Here is a 14,609-nt window from a genome sequence, read left to right as displayed (position 1 = left end):
TGGCCGCCGCGTGCACAAAAAAAGCCCGGCAAACTGGGCCGGGTTGGGATGTAGCGCGAGTCTGGCAGGCAGGCATAACCACGGTGACGAAGAGGTCACCGCTCAGGTGTGCTGAATTGGACTCTTTCCCTGGCTCAAATAACGCGGTCGCCTGATTTGAACCGAGGCAGTGGCGGCTCGACATGTTTGAGTGCAGACAACGCGCTGCGAATCTGCGGCGTGTCCTTCTCGATGTCGTTCAAGCGGTCACGAATCCTGAGCGCTGTCGGATGCCCCCCTTGATGATCGACCCAGTCGGCGATCTCCTTGCACGCAGCAGCAAGGCGGGCCTGACGGGAGTCAAGCAGGGTGAGCAGGGTGGCGATAGACTCTTTCTCGGACATGACAATCACCTCCGTTCAAGGAAATCGGCTAAAGGGCAACAAAAAGCCCGCGGGGGAGCGAGCTTTCTGCCGATGGGTCGCTGGTCCTTCAGCTCCTTCAAGTATAGACCCGGAAAATGAAAGCGGCCGGCGTCAAGCCAGCCCGTGCGACACCGGCGAACTGGCAGCGTTAAGCCGGCGACATTCGCGCTTGGCGTCCTCTTCAAGATCGTAACCATCACCGATGAAGCCGCGAGTGCGGGTATCGACGATGCGATACCAGACGGCGGCGTCGGGTGGTGGGTGACCGGTTTCTCCGGCCCGGCGGCCATGAACAATGATCTTGTTGCAGCGTTTCACAACGAAAATGTCTTCCATGGCGTCACCGAAGCTATTCGTGTTCAGATCAAGCATAGAAGCCCATTGCGATCATGCAAAAAACTGGTGGGTCGTTCGTCGGTTCAGTGCCCCCTTGAATACGTCTCGGCGACGGGGTTCAGGCCAGCACCGCCACCGCCTTGATCTGCGCCCAGAGTTGCTGGCCGGGGTGCACGCCCAGTTGATCCCGGGAGTAGCGGGTGATTCGCGCCAGCAGCGGTGTGCCGGCGGCATTCAGGCGGATCAGTACGTGAGCAGCGTTGTCGGCGCCGACTTCACTGATCACCGTGACCGGCAGGCGATTGAGGATGCTGCTCTGTTCGACGCCTTGCAGGCTCAGGCTGACATCCCGCGCCTGAACCTTGCAACGCAATGCCTGGCCCTTGGTCATCGGCGCGTGGGCGACCCGAATGCTCAGGTCGGTGTCGGGCAGTTGCAAGGTCAGCAGCTGGTAGTCGGCGTCATAGGCGCTGACGTGCCCTTCGATCACCACGCCGGCGTCATCGCCCAGCGCCAGCGGCAGATCGAGCCGGGCCAGGGTTTCGCCGATGGCGCCGCTGGCCAAAGCCTTGCCGTTGCTGAGCAGGACGAGATGGTCGGCGAGCCGCGCGACTTCATCCTGGGAATGGCTGACGTACAACACCGGGATGTCCAGCTCATCGTGCAATCGTTGCAGGTACGGCAGGATTTCGTTTTTACGCTGGGTATCGAGCGCCGCCAGTGGCTCGTCCATCAGCAGCAGTTTGGGACTGGTGAGCAGGGCACGGGCGATGCCGATACGCTGGCGCTCGCCGCCGGAAAGATTCTGCGGATTGCGGTCGAGTAAATGGCCAATCCCTAGCAGTTCAGTGGCATGCGCCATGTCGACCCGCCGCTGTTGGCGGGGGATGCGCTTGAGGCCAAATTCAAGGTTGGCCCGCACCGACAAATGCGGGAACAGGCTGGCTTCCTGGAAGACATATCCCACGGCGCGTTGATGCGGCGGGACGAAAATCCGCTTGTCGCTGTCCTGCCAAACCTCATCGTTGATCTGGATAAAACCCTGCTCGGCCTGTTCCAGGCCGGCGATGCAACGCAGGCAAGTGGTTTTGCCCGAACCGGAATGACCGTAAAGCGCAGTCACTCCGCGGCCAGGCAGTTGCAGGTCGACATCCAGGGCAAATCCCGAATAGCTCAGTTTCAAGCGCGTTTGAATCATCGATCAGCTCCAGGCCGCTTTGGTTTTACGGCTGGAGTAGAGCGCCAGCAACACTGCAAAGGAGAACACCAGCATTGCCCCGGCCAGCCAATGGGCCTGGGCGTATTCCATGGCTTCGACGTGATCGTAGATCTGCACTGAAACCACGCGGGTTTTGTCGGGAATGTTGCCGCCGATCATCAGCACCACGCCGAACTCGCCGACGGTGTGGGCGAAACCGAGAATGGCCGCGGTGATGAAACCGGGACGGGCCAGCGGCACAATCACGCTGAAGAACGTGTCCCAGGGGTTGGCGCGCAAGGTGGCGGCCACTTCCAGTGGGCGAGTGCCGATGGCGGAAAAGGCATTTTGCAGCGGCTGGACCACGAACGGCATCGAGTACAGCACCGAGCCGATCACCAGCCCCGCAAAACTGAAGGTCAGGGTGCCGAGCCCCAGCGATTGGGTGAAGTGGCCGATCCACCCGTTCGGGCCGAGCGCCAACAGTAAATAAAAGCCAATCACCGTGGGTGGCAGCACCAGGGGCAGGGCGACGATCGCCCCGACCGGGCCGCGCAACCAGGATTGGGTACGCGACAGCCATAACGCAATCGGAGTGCCAATGATCAGCAGGATAACCGTGGTCAGGGACGCCAGTTTCAGGGTCAGCCAGATCGCGGAATAATCGGCACTCGATAGCGTCATTTAGAGTTGGTAACCGTAGGATTTGATAACAGCGGCGGCTTTCGGCCCCTTGAGGTAGTCAACCAATGCCTGGGCGGCCGGGTTGTCCTTGCCCTTGTTGAGGATCACCGCGTCTTGTTTGATCGGATCATGCAGGTTGGCCGGAACGATCCAGGCCGAACCGCTGGTCACTTTGCCGTCTTTGTAGATCTGCGACAAGGCCACAAAACCGAGTTCGGCATTGCCGGTGGACACGAATTGGTAAGCCTGGGTGATGTTCTGGCCTTCAACGATCTTGTCTTTGACCTTGTCGGTCAGGCTTTGCTTGGCCAGCACCTGAGTGGCAGCCAGGCCATATGGGGCGGCTTTCGGGTTGGCGATGGAAAGATGCTGATACTGGTTGTCGCTCAGAACCTTGCCCTTGGCGTCGACATAACCTTCCTTGGGCGACCACAGCGCCAGCGTGCCGATGGCGTAGGTGAAGCGCGAACCCTTGACGGTGTCGCCTTCGGCCTCGAGTTTTTGTGGAGTGGTGTCATCCGCCGAGAGCAACACTTCGAACGGTGCGCCGTTCTTGATCTGGGTATAGAACTGGCCGGTTGCACCAAAGGAGGTGACCAGTTTGTGCCCGGTGTCTTTCTCGAAATCGGCAGCGATGGCCTGGATCGGCGCAGTGAAGTTGGCGGCAACGGCGACCTGGACTTCATCCGCGTGGGCGGACCCGAAAGCGAACACGCTGAACAGGCACACAGGGGCAAAACGTGAGGCACGCATGGTCATGAAACGGCTCCGTGGTAGGCGAGTGAAACGCTATATATCGGAATATATAGCGAAATGCCTGTAAACGGAACGAATGGGATGTGCACGTCGGAATTCACGCGCGCCCTGTAGCAGCTGGCGCAGCCTGCTGCTACGGGCCCCCGTCCTAGCGGTGAATCAATTTGGCCAATCCTTCATCCGCCAATCGCCGGGTCAGCTCTGCCGAAGTCAGTTCAACGCCCAGGGTGAACGCCTGCCCGGCCCAAAGGTTGCTGAAATCCGCTTCCCCTTTTGCCCGCAGTGGCATCAGCGCACCGCCTGCCAAGGGGAAGGCCGGTGCTTTGGCGCTCATCGGCCCGAGTTCACGCATCACCCGATTGAGAATCCCGCGCGCCGGGCGCCCGGTGAAAATGTTGGTGACCGCTGTTTCGCTTTCCTTGGCCGTGCGCAACGCCTTGTGGTGGGACGCGCTGACCTTGGCCTCTGGCGTGAACAAATAAGCCGTACCTATCTGAACCGCCGATGCGCCCAACATGAAAGCCGCTGCGACGCCACGCGCATCGCTAATCCCGCCCGCCGCAATGATCGGCACTTTCACCGCATCAACGACCTGCGGCACCAGCGCGAAAGTACCCACCTGGCTGCTCAAGTCATCACTGAGGAACATGCCCCGGTGGCCGCCAGCCTCGTAACCCATCGCAATGATCGCATCGCAGCCATGCTGCTCCAGCCAGATGGCTTCTTCGACCGTAGTCGCTGAGGAGAGAACTTTCGCCCCGGTGGCTTTTACCCGATCCAGCAGCGATTTTTCCGGCAGGCCGAAGTGAAAACTCACTACTTCGGGACAAAACTCTTCGATCACTTCGCAGGCCGCGTTATCGAAAGGCGCGCGATTGGACACCGGCGTCGGTGCGTCGAAGTCGACGCCCAATTCCCGGTAGTACGGTTCCAGCAGGTTTTTCCAATCCCGGGCGCGCTGCTCATCCGGCGGCGGAGGTTGGTGGCAGAAGAAATTGACGTTGAACGGACGCTGGGTGTGTTGGCGAATCGTCTTCAGTTCTTCGCGCAACTGCTCGATGCTCAGCATTGCGGCGGGCATGGAGCCGAGGCCGCCGGCGTTGCACACAGCAATCACCATGGCCGAAGTCGTCGCGCCGGCCATAGGGCCCTGGATGATCGGCAGCTCGATCCCGAGCAGGTCAAGAATGCGGGTGTCTGGCCATTGGCTCATGTGCAGTGTTCTCCGACGTCGAAACAGGGCAGGGACGGTAGAAGCAAGTTTGTATCAGTAATGCCTGGCGCAAGGCCAGTCGAGTTTTTAATGCGTACAGGATGATCCGCAAGGCGCCAGCCGATGGGGATTGGCTTAAAGTCGGGTACGGTGATGGGGTTCCCTGTGTTATTTCAACAGCACGACAACTGAGCGATTCCACCTGGAGGCAGTGATGTTCAAAGGCATTCTGATCGACAAAGATGACAGCGGTTACCGGGCCACGCTGCAAGAGATCGCTGACGATCAATTGCCCGAGGGCGATGTGACGGTGCGTGTGGCTTACAGCACATTGAATTTCAAGGATGGCCTGGCGATCACCGGCAGCAGCCCGGTGGTGCGCAAATTCCCGATGGTGCCGGGGATCGACCTGGCAGGCACTGTCGAAGTCAGCAGTCATCCGGACTACAAGGTCGGTGATCAAGTCCTGCTCAACGGCTGGGGCGTGGGTGAAGGGCATTGGGGCGGGCTGGCGCAGAAAGCTCGCCTGAATGGCGACTGGCTGATTCCGTTGCCCAAGGCATTCACCGCCGCGCAAGCGATGGCCATTGGCACGGCCGGCTACACGGCGATGCTGAGCATCCTGGCGCTGGAGCACAACGGCGTGACCCCCGAACAGGGCGAGGTGTTGGTGACGGGCGCCAACGGTGGTGTAGGCAGTTTCGCCATCGCGCTGCTGAGCAAGCTCGGCTACCGCGTGGTGGCCTCCACTGGCCGCACCTCCGAACACGACTACCTCAAGCAATTGGGCGCCAGTGAAATCATTGATCGCGCCACGTTATCGGAGCCGGGCAAACCGTTGGCCAAGGAGCGTTGGGCAGCGGTGATCGACTCGGTCGGCAGCCACACACTGGCCAACGCTTGCGCGAGCACCAAGGCTAACGGCACCGTCGCCGCCTGCGGCCTGGCTCAGGGCATGGACTTCCCGGCGTCCGTCGCACCGTTCATATTGCGCGGCGTGACCCTGGCCGGGATCAACAGCGTGACCCAACCCAAAGCCCGGCGGATACTGGCCTGGAATCGCCTGGCCAAGGACCTGGATTTCGCCTTGCTGCCGCTGATCAGCCACGAAATCGGCTTGAGCGAAGCCATCGACGCCGCGCCGCGGTTGCTTGCCGGGCAGTTGCGTGGCCGGGTGGTGGTCGACGTCAATCGTTGATCGTTTCAGCATCAATCAATCAAACAGACAAACTGTAGCGACAAGGAATATCGACCAATGGATGTAAAACTGCGCGAAGTGCAGCCCTTCAGCGTCTCGGGTTTGCAGGTGCGAACCCGCAATGCAGCAGAGCAGCAGCCGGATACCGCACGTATCGGCCCTATGTGGGAACGCTTTTTCGTCGAGGATATTTTCGACAAGATCGCCCACAAACAACCGGATTCCTTTATGTACGGCGTGTATTCCAACTACGAGTCCGACGCGTCGGGCCACTTCGATGTGACCGCGGGAGTGGCAGTCACCGCGCCCTCCGAGGGCTTTGCGCAGATTCAGGTTGAGGGCGGCGATTACCTGGTGTTCAGCGCCAAAGGGGCGATGCCCGATAGCGTCATTCAGGCCTGGGGCTTTATCTGGGCCTACTTCGAGGACAACCCACGGGTTCGCCGCAAGTTCGCCACGGACTTCGAGGTCTACACCGGGCCTGAGTCCGTGGCGGTCTATATCGGCATTCAGGACCCGGACGCGTTTTCACGCTCCAGCAACTGACGCTTGCGCTCCACGCCCCAGCGGTAGCCCGACAGGTTGCCGTCGCTACGCACCACGCGATGGCAAGGGATCGCCACCGCCAAACTATTCGCGCCACAGGCCTGGGCCACGGCGCGCATGGCTTTCGGCGCGCCGATGCGCTTAGCGATATCGGCATAACTGGCGGTGCTACCGGCGGGAATCTCCCGCAGGGCTTGCCACACTCGCTCTTGAAACGCTGTGCCGCGTACATCCAGCGGCAAGTCCAGGCCGAGGGCCGGGGCTTCGATAAAGCCGACGACCTTGGCGATCAACTGCTCGAACTCATGATCGGCGCCAATCAGGTTGGCGCGGCGAAACTTGTCCTGCAGGTCGCAGACCAGTTGATGCGGGTCGTCGCCCAGCAGAATCGCGCAGACTCCGCGCTCACTTTGTGCCACCAGAATCGCTCCCAGAGAGCACTGGCCGACAGCAAAACGTATGTCGTTGTTCTGCCCGGCCGCGCGATAGTCGCCGGGTGTCATGCCGAGCAATTGATCCGCTGCCTCATAGAAACGGCTGTTGGAATTGAATCCGGCGTCATACAGCGCATCGGTAACCGTGCCGCCATCGGTCAGGCGCTCGCGAACCTTGCGTGAACGATGGGCGGTGGCGTAGCCCTTGGGTGTCAGGCCGGTGATGGCCTTGAACACGCGGTGGAAGTGGAAACTGCTCAAACCGGCTGCCTCCGCCAGTTCATTCAACGCCGGTAACGTTTCGGCGGATTCGATTTGACGGCACGCGGCGGCCACGGTCGCGGCATGTTGGGCGGCGACGTCGCTGTGATCTTTCGCGGCCCGTTTGCTGGGGCGATAGCCCGCCGCCTGAGCTTGCTCGGCCGTGTCGAAGAACTCGACGTTCTGCGGTTTCGGCAGGCGTGCCAGGCTGCTGGGGCGGCAGTAGACACCGGTGGTTTTCACCGCATACACAAACTGCCCGTCGGCACGTGGATCGCGCGCGACCACGGCGGCCCAGCGAGGATCGTTTTCGGTGGCGATTGTTGGCGATTGAGTTGTCATGGCTTCATGTCCGTTGACCCGTTTCATGCAGATTAACCAGCCGGCACCGACGCTACACTCCGGGTCTTGCGGTCGAATTCGACTGCATCATCGCGCAGTACGAAAAGTGAAATTGATCCGCTGTTCGCCCAGCCGCGGATGCTGGCCTTCCTTGATCGGCAATACGCCGTGGTAACGCAAACGGTCCACGCCGCCCCAAACCACGATATCACCGTGAAACAGTGGCACCCGCTGGCTTTTGGCGCTGCGTTCGAAACCGCCGAACAGGAACGTCGCCGGCAACCCCAAAGACACCGACACGATGGGGGCCGTGTAGGCATTTTCGTTTTTGTCCTGATGCAACGACATCCTGGCCCCGGGAACATAGCGGTTGATCAGGCAGGAATCCGGTACGAACGCCATGAACCCTGCCTCTCGCGCCGCCGCCTGGGCCAGTTCGAAAAATACCTCGGGCATTTCAGGCCAGGGCGCGCCGGTCTGCGGATCGTTGCGGGTGTATTGGTAGCCGTTGCGGTCGGTGGTCCAGCCCCAGGTGCCGCAACTGCTCAAGGCCACCGACATGGTAAAGCCACCGGGCGTGACCATCTGCCGAAACGGCGCCGCTGTCAGAACCGCCTCCAGCGCCGGTAGTAACCGGTCGAGCCAGGGCAGGGCAAAGCCCCTGAGGACGTAGGATTGTTCGCCGATCTGCTCGCGCCTGGGTTGCTGCTCGGGTTCGGCGTCGGCAAACAGATCGAAGGTGATCGGGTTCATGGGCTCATAGCGCATCGTGAAAGATGATTCCAAGGGTATGCCGTTTTCCACTGTGCAGGCGACTCACCCCATGACGCAGGGTCACTCGGTAATAGCCGCGAACGCCTTTAGCTGGGCGCTGACTGACGGCAAAAATCAACGCGTCACCTTTCTTCAGTCCGATGACTTGCGGGCGCGATTGCATCCGTGGGCGTTGTTCGGTCAGCACAAATTCGCCACCGGTAAAGTCCTCTCCCGGTTCTGACAGCAGAATCGCCACTTGCAGCGGAAATACGTGTTCGCCGTACAGATCCTGATGCAAGCAGTTGTAGTCCTGCGGGCCGTATTGCAGCAATAAAGGTGTTGGGCGTTCCTGACCGGCGGCATGACAGCGTTGCAGAAACGCTTCATGGGATTCGGGGAAGCGGGTCGGCAGGTCCATGCATTCGTACCAGCGATTGGCGATGGGAACCAGTCGAGGGTAGAGCGCGCTGCGCAACCGGGCCACCGGATCCGGCAGCGGGTATCTGAAGTATTTGTACTCGCCACGGCCAAAACCGTGGCGCGCCATCACCACTTTCGAGCGAAAGGGTTCGGGGCAGTCGTACAGGGCGCTTATTTCATCGCAGGTCTTATGGCTTAAAAGCGATTTGATGATCGCGCAGCCATCCTGGTCGAGTTGCTGCGTAAGCGCGCCCCAGTCGAGGGCATCGTGGTGAATCGGATCGGTAAACAAGGGTTCTGACTCCTTGACCAAAAGGTCGAGGCGGCCAGTTTAGTGAGCGTTGCGAGAGCGGTCACTCCGGCGCTTGCGGTCGAATTCGCGAGGGGAGCAGACGTCCATGTTGTCGCTCCAGATCGCGTTACAGCGCTTTGCTGACGCTGATCTCGCTGATGACGTCTTCGCTCTGGCCATGCAGCTTGTCCAGCGCAGCCTTGGCTTCTTCTGCGGTGCCGTTTTCAAGCTGGGCGAATTCGAAGCGACGCTCGCCGTTGAGTTTGTATTTGATAACGTATTTGGTCGTCTGGGCCACGGTCATACCTGCCTGTTCGGGTGTGGGCTCAGCTCAGCTTAGAGCTGGAGCGGCGGATGATCTTGATCGAGTGTGTCAGCGTCGGCTTGCGGGTCACGCTGATCGGCCGGCGGTTGACCGTGTCGATGGTGATGTTCCAGAAACCGGTGCTCGGCGCGGTGATCCGGGCCGGGAAGGTGTCGAATGCGCCACCGTGATACGTGTGACGGCCGCCGTTCTTGAAGCTGCGGAAGTTGGCGTCGTTCATCAAGCGGATGTTGCACATTTGGGAGCACTGAATGACGACGATGTCGTCTTCGTTGAGGTGCTCGCGCTGGTGGATAAATTTCATGAGGCGCCTCCAGAAGGGCTTTTTCTACAAAATCAAAACGATAGCATGGGCGATTGGCGCAGTTTATCAGCCCGAACAGGTTATTATCTGGCTGTCGGGGTCCGCTTTGACAATTAAAAACAGTTATTTGGAATTCTATGAGCGATAAAAGCAGGGAGCCTTGGAGAAAAACAGCATTTGTGCTGTCGGAGGGTCTTTATCGGAGGTTTCATATGAAATGGGGTGTTCTGGTCGTGCCGTTGGTATTGGCGGTGAGTGGATGTGCGACGGTCTCGGACATCACTGCTTCGCTGCCTACCATGAACGTGATTTCAGGCAAGAAACCCCATGAGTACGCCCAGTGCCTGACCGAGAAGTTGGCCAGTAGCCGTGGGGCCCTGCAAGTCGAGCCGCAAAAGGATGGCATGCGGGTTATTGTTCCGCAGAAGTTCTCCTCGGGGCCGGCAGCGGTGTTTGATATTGAAGACCGCTCCGGCGGCAGCAGCATCAAGCTGCATGAGCGCATCTCCAATGTGCCGTTGCGCCCATGGGATGTGCGCAATGCCGCCACCGCGTGCATTTCCGGCTGATAAACTACCCCCGGTCAGCATCGATGCCGTCAAAGTCGCACTTTGACGGCATTGTCATTTCTGGAGTCGAGCATGAAACGAGAGCAAGTGCGGGAGCGTCATGCAGAGGGTCATATCTCTGCCACCCATGTGATTCAGAACCCGGCGAATCCGGGGGAGTGGATCGTGTTTTTCAAGAAAAGCGCCGGGCGCAGTTTTTTTCTGGTGGATGACAACGATGAAGTCGAGTCCTTCAGTCGCCTCGACGATTTGATCGAAACCGTGCGCGGGCTCGGGATCAAATTCGCCGAAATCCATATGTAGGGCAGAGCACCCTACTTGCAGACCACCACCACGCTGCGGTTTTTATAGTTGCCGATATCGGCGCCCAGGGTTTTGTCGCTTTCCTTGGTCGAAGGTGTGCCGTCGGTGCCAACAATCCGATAACCGGTGCCGGCGCATGAGGCATCGGCTTTTTCGTAGCAACTGGCCCAGTCGTTGGCTTCCCCGGAGCAGTCGATGGTCAGGCCTTGCTCGCCATTTTTCAGGTAAGTCGTTTCAGACGTGGCACAGCCACTCAGGGCCAATACCGCAATCAGTGGCAAGAATTTTTTCATGTCGTGGTCGTCGTCAGTGATGGGGGCTAACTTCATTGCAGGCAATCACAAAAAAGCCCTGCAAAAAACAGGGCTGCGGTCACGCCAGGTTCAGCTCAAGGCTTGTCCTTGCCGCGCCGCTTGGGTGCTGCGGGTTGATCCTGCAACACCGATGCCACTTCAATCGCCAACGCTTCTGTCGGGAACGGCCCGGCAATATTTTCGCCGCCGACGCTGTCTATCCACCACTGGCCGTCTTTCGCCTGATTGATCAGGTACCCGTTGACGCTTTTTGCTGCCGACATCTATCTGCCTCGTTGGCTGGTTCAAGTGCGCAATGATAGCGCCAAATGCCCTCAACGGGTGCCGATGGGTGTAGGGTGGGGCAGATTGTCGCTAGACTGATGGCCGCGCAGGTCGTCGATCTCTGCTATCTATAAGACGTTGTGCAGCTTATCTGCGGAACTATCCATCAGAATATTTCTCTATGATGGCGTCGGTTAGCCAGTGCGGGGCATTGTAAGGTGCACGCCGCCTGATTAGACTGCGCCGAACTCGTACACACAGCCCTTTCAAGGACTTATATGATCAAGAAATGCTTGTTCCCAGCAGCCGGTTACGGTACTCGCTTCCTGCCAGCGACTAAAGCCATGCCCAAAGAAATGCTGCCGGTGGTAAACAAGCCACTGATCCAGTACGGCGTCGAAGAAGCACTGGATGCCGGGTTGACCGAAATCTCCATCGTTACCGGTCGCGGCAAACGCGCCCTGGAAGACCACTTCGACATCAGCTACGAGCTGGAAAACCAGATCAAGGGCACTGACAAGGAAAAATACCTGGTCGGCATCCGTAAACTGCTCGACGAGTGCTCGTTCTCCTACACTCGCCAGACCGAAATGAAAGGCCTGGGCCACGCAATCCTGACCGGCCGTCCACTGATTGGCGACGAACCTTTCGCCGTAGTACTGGCGGACGACTTGTGCGTCAACCTCGAAGGCGACGGCGTACTGACCCAGATGGTCAAGCTGTACAAGCAGTTCCGCTGCTCGATCGTGGCCATCCAGGAAGTCGATCCTCAGGAAACCAACAAGTACGGCGTGATCGCCGGCGAGATGATTCGCGACGACATCTATCGCGTTCACAGCATGGTCGAGAAGCCAAAACCTGAAGATGCACCGTCGAACCTGGCGATCATCGGCCGTTACATCCTGACCCCGGACATCTTCGACCTGATCGAGCAGACCGAGCCAGGCAAGGGCGGCGAAATCCAGATCACCGACGCCCTGATGAAGCAAGCGCAAAACGGCTGCGTCATGGCCTACAAGTTCAAAGGCAAGCGTTTCGACTGCGGTGGCGCCGAAGGCTACATCGACGCAACCAACTTCTGCTTCGAGAACTTCTACAAGACTGGCAAGGCTTACTGATAGCGCCTGAGCTGCTTGTATTGAAAAGCCACCTTCGGGTGGCTTTTTCATTTTTCGGCCCCAAATAGTTTGCAACGCTTGCCCAAAGGGCACCCGCAGGTATGCTGGTGACCTGCCGAGGAGATAGAAATGGCCTACGATTTTGACCTATATGTGATTGGTGCCGGTTCTGGCGGTGTGCGGGCTGCGCGGTTCGCGGCCGGTTTTGGTGCGAAAGTCGCCGTGGCCGAGAGCCGCTACCTGGGCGGTACGTGTGTGAACGTTGGCTGTGTGCCGAAAAAACTGCTGGTCTACGGCGCGCACTTCGCTGAAGACTTCGAGCAGTCGCAAGGTTTCGGCTGGACTCCGGGCGAAGCGACGTTCGACTGGGCAACGCTGATCGCCAACAAGGATCGCGAGATCAATCGCCTGAACGGCATTTATCGCAATCTTCTAGTCAATAGCGGTGTGACCTTGCATGAAGGTCACGCGAAAATCGTCGACCCGCATCAGGTTGAGATCAATGGCGAGCGTTACACCGCCAAAAACATCCTGATTGCCACCGGTGGCTGGCCGCAGATTCCGGAGATTCCGGGGCACGAGCATGCCATCAGCTCCAACCAGGCATTCTTCCTTAAAGAGCTGCCCAAGCGCGTTCTGGTGGTCGGTGGTGGTTACATTGCGGTGGAGTTTGCCGGGATTTTCCACGGGCTGGGCGCTGAGACCACGCTGCTGTATCGCGGTGATCTGTTTCTGCGTGGCTTCGACGGCGCAGTGCGCAAACATTTGCAGGAAGAGCTGACCAAGCGCGGCATGGACCTGCAATTCAATGCCGATATCGAGCGTATCGACAAACAGGCCGATGGCAGCCTGAAGGCGACGCTCAAGGATGGTCGTGAGCTGGAGGCGGATTGCGTGTTCTACGCCACCGGTCGGCGTCCGATGCTCGACAACCTGGGGCTGGAAAACACTGGGGTCAAACTCGACAAGAAAGGTTTTGTCGAGGTGGATGAACAGTATCAAACCGCTGAACCGTCAATCCTGGCCCTCGGTGATGTGATTGGTCGGGTACAACTCACGCCGGTTGCTCTGGCCGAAGGCATGGCCGTGGCGCGGCGCTTGTTCAAACCTGAGCAATATCGCCCGGTGGATTACAAGATGATCCCGACCGCCGTGTTCAGCTTGCCGAACATCGGCACTGTCGGGCTGACTGAAGAAGAGGCGCGCGAGGCGGGGCACGATGTGGTGATCTTCGAAAGCCGTTTCCGGCCGATGAAGCTGACCCTGACCGAATGTCAGGAACGCACCTTGATGAAACTGGTGGTGGACGCCAAGACCGACAAGGTCCTGGGTTGCCACATGGTCGGCCCGGATGCCGGCGAGATCGTGCAAGGGTTGGCGATTGCCCTGAAAGCGGGCGCGACCAAGCGCGACTTCGACGAAACCATCGGCGTGCATCCGACAGCCGCCGAAGAGTTCGTCACCATGCGCACGCCAGTCGCGGGTTAATCGTTCTTCTGTGGCGCTGATGCGTCTGGCGCTGTCGCAACGACAGCGGCCAGGCGCACGCTTTCATCCAGGCTTGCCTGCAACTTGATCAGTTCAACTTCCAGCGCTTTGTTGATGTGCGACTGCTCGTCAATGTTCTGCTTGAGCGACTGGCTTTCCAGCAAGGCAATGCGCAAGCGTTCCTGGAGGAGGGTGCGTTCGCTGTCGATGCGGGTGACCTGTTCCAGTAACTGATCCTGTCGGCTGTTGGTGTGCTTGAGTTGCTCCTGCAACAGACTCAACTCCCGCAGCGTGCCCCGGTTTTCGGTCAGCAGACGCTCATTGTCGCGATGCAGTTGGGTGATTTCATCCTGGCGTACCAGTGCGCTTTGCTGGGCCTGACGCAACTCCATCTGAATCTGCTGCACCTGGCCTTCGTGGCGTCGCTGTTCCTGCTCGCGCTGGTCTTTGACGGCGTTGCGGTAGTGCTCCAGTGCTTCACGGGCGTGCAGGTGTTTTTCTTCCAGTGAGCGGATCTGCTCGTCCTTGTCCTGCAAGCGCAATTCGAAATCGGCCAGTGCCTGGTTCAGCCCGGCGTTGCGGGTTTGCTCGGTTTGCAGCATCGAGCGGGTGTCGTGCAGTTCCGCCGATTCCTGGGTCAGTGCCAGGCTTTGAATTTCGTATTGCTGCTGCAGTTCGGTATTGGCCTCGCGGGCCTCGTGCAGCTGGGTTTCCAGCTCTTTTCGTTGTTGCTCGAACTGTGCGCGTGCCTGGTCGATGGGTTCTTGCGCCTGTTCTTTCAGGCGTTGCGCCAGCCGCGCCACCAGCGCTGTCAGCTCATCATCGATCGGTTTGGAAGGTGCTGGCGCGGGTTCGGCGCCGTCATCGAGCTCTTTCAGATAGCGATGGATCGTGGTTTTCGAGCCGGTATTGCCCATTTCGATCCGCACTGCGTCGATGCTCGGGTGTTCGCCCCGGGCGAGGATTGCCGAGCGTGCCGCTTGCACCAGTGCCTTGTTTACGCCGCCACGTGCCATGTGTTCTCCTACGATTTGATACTGTGGTACGTACCACTAATATGAGCAATGTACCATGCCGTGAATAA

General features: G+C 59.2%; 20 protein-coding genes. 6 read left to right on the top strand and 14 right to left on the bottom strand.

Annotated features, from left to right (window positions below):
- Positions 1 to 134: 134 nt before the first annotated feature.
- The 6 genes from AC30D7_RS23220 to AC30D7_RS23195 form a co-directional block, all read right to left on the bottom strand.
- Positions 135 to 383 carry a hypothetical protein gene (locus AC30D7_RS23220; protein WP_018929055.1) on the bottom strand — a complete coding sequence of 83 codons (249 nt, stop codon included), beginning with the start codon at positions 381 to 383 and terminating at the stop codon, positions 135 to 137.
- A 132-nt stretch (positions 384 to 515) separates the two neighbouring features.
- Positions 516 to 776, bottom strand: coding sequence for a hypothetical protein (locus AC30D7_RS23215; RefSeq protein WP_490135626.1), 261 nt, complete (start codon positions 774 to 776; stop codon positions 516 to 518).
- An 82-nt stretch (positions 777 to 858) separates the two neighbouring features.
- Positions 859 to 1,938 carry a molybdenum ABC transporter ATP-binding protein gene (gene modC / locus AC30D7_RS23210; RefSeq protein ID WP_490135625.1) on the bottom strand — a complete coding sequence of 360 codons (1,080 nt, stop codon included), beginning with the start codon at positions 1,936 to 1,938 and terminating at the stop codon, positions 859 to 861.
- 3 nt (positions 1,939 to 1,941) lie between these two features.
- Positions 1,942 to 2,622, bottom strand: coding sequence for a molybdate ABC transporter permease subunit (gene modB, locus AC30D7_RS23205; RefSeq protein ID WP_018929058.1), 681 nt, complete (start codon positions 2,620 to 2,622; stop codon positions 1,942 to 1,944).
- The gene (gene modA / locus AC30D7_RS23200; RefSeq protein ID WP_490135651.1) at positions 2,623 to 3,375 is read right to left on the bottom strand and encodes a molybdate ABC transporter substrate-binding protein; all 753 of its coding nucleotides are present in this window, start codon (positions 3,373 to 3,375) and stop codon (positions 2,623 to 2,625) included.
- Between the two features lie 151 nt (positions 3,376 to 3,526).
- On the bottom strand, positions 3,527 to 4,591 hold the full coding sequence (locus AC30D7_RS23195) for an NAD(P)H-dependent flavin oxidoreductase (RefSeq protein ID WP_490135624.1): 1,065 nt from the start codon (positions 4,589 to 4,591) through the stop codon (positions 3,527 to 3,529).
- A gap of 214 nt (positions 4,592 to 4,805) precedes the next feature.
- Here AC30D7_RS23195 and acuI point away from each other — a divergent pair, with 214 nt between their 5' ends.
- Positions 4,806 to 5,789: an acrylyl-CoA reductase (NADPH) gene (gene acuI, locus AC30D7_RS23190; RefSeq protein WP_490135623.1), complete on the top strand. Its 984-nt coding sequence runs from the start codon at positions 4,806 to 4,808 to the stop codon at positions 5,787 to 5,789.
- Positions 5,790 to 5,846: 57 nt separating this feature from the next.
- Positions 5,847 to 6,335: a GyrI-like domain-containing protein gene (locus tag AC30D7_RS23185; RefSeq protein ID WP_490135622.1), complete on the top strand. Its 489-nt coding sequence runs from the start codon at positions 5,847 to 5,849 to the stop codon at positions 6,333 to 6,335.
- On the opposite strand, the gene ada is transcribed toward AC30D7_RS23185, so the two are convergent.
- The 5 genes from ada to AC30D7_RS23160 form a co-directional block, all read right to left on the bottom strand.
- Entirely contained in the window at positions 6,299 to 7,372 is a 1,074-nt protein-coding gene (gene ada, locus AC30D7_RS23180; protein ID WP_490135621.1) for a bifunctional DNA-binding transcriptional regulator/O6-methylguanine-DNA methyltransferase Ada, read from the bottom strand. The two genes, AC30D7_RS23185 and ada, sit on opposite strands and share 37 nt — an antisense overlap.
- 87 nt (positions 7,373 to 7,459) lie before the next feature.
- Positions 7,460 to 8,140: a DNA oxidative demethylase AlkB gene (alkB, locus tag AC30D7_RS23175; protein WP_204125353.1), complete on the bottom strand. Its 681-nt coding sequence runs from the start codon at positions 8,138 to 8,140 to the stop codon at positions 7,460 to 7,462.
- Complete coding sequence (locus AC30D7_RS23170) at positions 8,130 to 8,840, bottom strand: 2OG-Fe(II) oxygenase (RefSeq protein WP_490135620.1); 711 nt, start codon at positions 8,838 to 8,840, stop codon at positions 8,130 to 8,132. Before AC30D7_RS23170 ends, alkB begins: the two co-directional genes overlap by 11 nt.
- Before the next feature lie 127 nt (positions 8,841 to 8,967).
- Positions 8,968 to 9,138: a hypothetical protein gene (locus AC30D7_RS23165; protein WP_086945763.1), complete on the bottom strand. Its 171-nt coding sequence runs from the start codon at positions 9,136 to 9,138 to the stop codon at positions 8,968 to 8,970.
- 28 nt (positions 9,139 to 9,166) lie between these two features.
- Positions 9,167 to 9,469 carry a DUF1883 domain-containing protein gene (locus AC30D7_RS23160; RefSeq protein ID WP_007900033.1) on the bottom strand — a complete coding sequence of 101 codons (303 nt, stop codon included), beginning with the start codon at positions 9,467 to 9,469 and terminating at the stop codon, positions 9,167 to 9,169.
- A 212-nt stretch (positions 9,470 to 9,681) separates the two neighbouring features.
- Here AC30D7_RS23160 and AC30D7_RS23155 point away from each other — a divergent pair, with 212 nt between their 5' ends.
- Positions 9,682 to 10,038 (top strand): hypothetical protein, encoded by a 357-nt coding sequence (locus tag AC30D7_RS23155; RefSeq protein WP_490135619.1) that lies wholly within the window; start codon positions 9,682 to 9,684, stop codon positions 10,036 to 10,038.
- A 72-nt stretch (positions 10,039 to 10,110) separates the two neighbouring features.
- Positions 10,111 to 10,341, top strand: a complete 231-nt coding sequence (locus AC30D7_RS23150) for a hypothetical protein (RefSeq protein WP_007935641.1) — start codon at positions 10,111 to 10,113, stop codon at positions 10,339 to 10,341.
- A gap of 11 nt (positions 10,342 to 10,352) precedes the next feature.
- On the opposite strand, the gene AC30D7_RS23145 is transcribed toward AC30D7_RS23150, so the two are convergent.
- Both AC30D7_RS23145 and AC30D7_RS23140 read right to left on the bottom strand, forming a co-directional pair.
- On the bottom strand, positions 10,353 to 10,634 hold the full coding sequence (locus tag AC30D7_RS23145; protein WP_490135650.1) for a hypothetical protein: 282 nt from the start codon (positions 10,632 to 10,634) through the stop codon (positions 10,353 to 10,355).
- 95 nt (positions 10,635 to 10,729) lie between these two features.
- Positions 10,730 to 10,918, bottom strand: coding sequence for a hypothetical protein (locus AC30D7_RS23140; RefSeq protein WP_007935646.1), 189 nt, complete (start codon positions 10,916 to 10,918; stop codon positions 10,730 to 10,732).
- A gap of 279 nt (positions 10,919 to 11,197) precedes the next feature.
- Here AC30D7_RS23140 and galU point away from each other — a divergent pair, with 279 nt between their 5' ends.
- On the top strand, positions 11,198 to 12,037 hold the full coding sequence (galU, locus tag AC30D7_RS23135) for a UTP--glucose-1-phosphate uridylyltransferase GalU (RefSeq protein ID WP_003182953.1): 840 nt from the start codon (positions 11,198 to 11,200) through the stop codon (positions 12,035 to 12,037).
- 129 nt (positions 12,038 to 12,166) lie between these two features.
- On the top strand, positions 12,167 to 13,525 hold the full coding sequence (gorA, locus tag AC30D7_RS23130) for a glutathione-disulfide reductase (protein WP_490135618.1): 1,359 nt from the start codon (positions 12,167 to 12,169) through the stop codon (positions 13,523 to 13,525).
- On the opposite strand, the gene AC30D7_RS23125 is transcribed toward gorA, so the two are convergent.
- A complete protein-coding gene (locus AC30D7_RS23125; RefSeq protein ID WP_490135617.1) occupies positions 13,522 to 14,541 on the bottom strand; it encodes a DNA-binding protein in 1,020 nt (339 codons plus the stop codon). The two genes, gorA and AC30D7_RS23125, sit on opposite strands and share 4 nt — an antisense overlap.
- Positions 14,542 to 14,609: the final 68 nt, after the last annotated feature.

It is taken from the genome of Pseudomonas sp. DF5, assembly GCF_058148225.1.
The sequence above is the reverse complement of the archived record's forward strand: the minus strand, read 5'-3'. Positions and strand labels throughout refer to the sequence as shown.

Bases quoted from the DNA above. Each gene is read 5' to 3' on its own strand.
- AC30D7_RS23220 (WP_018929055.1), bottom strand. From the start codon at position 383: ATGTCCGAGAAAGAGTCTATCGCCACCCTGCTCACCCTGCTTGACTCC.
- AC30D7_RS23215 (WP_490135626.1), bottom strand. From the start codon at position 776: ATGCTTGATCTGAACACGAATAGCTTCGGTGACGCCATGGAAGACATT.
- modC (WP_490135625.1), bottom strand. From the start codon at position 1,938: ATGATTCAAACGCGCTTGAAACTGAGCTATTCGGGATTTGCCCTGGAT.
- modB (WP_018929058.1), bottom strand. From the start codon at position 2,622: ATGACGCTATCGAGTGCCGATTATTCCGCGATCTGGCTGACCCTGAAA.
- modA (WP_490135651.1), bottom strand. From the start codon at position 3,375: ATGCGTGCCTCACGTTTTGCCCCTGTGTGCCTGTTCAGCGTGTTCGCT.
- AC30D7_RS23195 (WP_490135624.1), bottom strand. From the start codon at position 4,591: ATGAGCCAATGGCCAGACACCCGCATTCTTGACCTGCTCGGGATCGAG.
- acuI (WP_490135623.1), top strand. From the start codon at position 4,806: ATGTTCAAAGGCATTCTGATCGACAAAGATGACAGCGGTTACCGGGCC.
- AC30D7_RS23185 (WP_490135622.1), top strand. From the start codon at position 5,847: ATGGATGTAAAACTGCGCGAAGTGCAGCCCTTCAGCGTCTCGGGTTTG.
- ada (WP_490135621.1), bottom strand. From the start codon at position 7,372: ATGACAACTCAATCGCCAACAATCGCCACCGAAAACGATCCTCGCTGG.
- alkB (WP_204125353.1), bottom strand. From the start codon at position 8,140: ATGCGCTATGAGCCCATGAACCCGATCACCTTCGATCTGTTTGCCGAC.
- AC30D7_RS23160 (WP_007900033.1), bottom strand. From the start codon at position 9,469: ATGAAATTTATCCACCAGCGCGAGCACCTCAACGAAGACGACATCGTC.
- AC30D7_RS23155 (WP_490135619.1), top strand. From the start codon at position 9,682: ATGAAATGGGGTGTTCTGGTCGTGCCGTTGGTATTGGCGGTGAGTGGA.
- AC30D7_RS23150 (WP_007935641.1), top strand. From the start codon at position 10,111: ATGAAACGAGAGCAAGTGCGGGAGCGTCATGCAGAGGGTCATATCTCT.
- AC30D7_RS23145 (WP_490135650.1), bottom strand. From the start codon at position 10,634: ATGAAAAAATTCTTGCCACTGATTGCGGTATTGGCCCTGAGTGGCTGT.
- AC30D7_RS23140 (WP_007935646.1), bottom strand. From the start codon at position 10,918: ATGTCGGCAGCAAAAAGCGTCAACGGGTACCTGATCAATCAGGCGAAA.
- galU (WP_003182953.1), top strand. From the start codon at position 11,198: ATGATCAAGAAATGCTTGTTCCCAGCAGCCGGTTACGGTACTCGCTTC.
- gorA (WP_490135618.1), top strand. From the start codon at position 12,167: ATGGCCTACGATTTTGACCTATATGTGATTGGTGCCGGTTCTGGCGGT.
- AC30D7_RS23125 (WP_490135617.1), bottom strand. From the start codon at position 14,541: ATGGCACGTGGCGGCGTAAACAAGGCACTGGTGCAAGCGGCACGCTCG.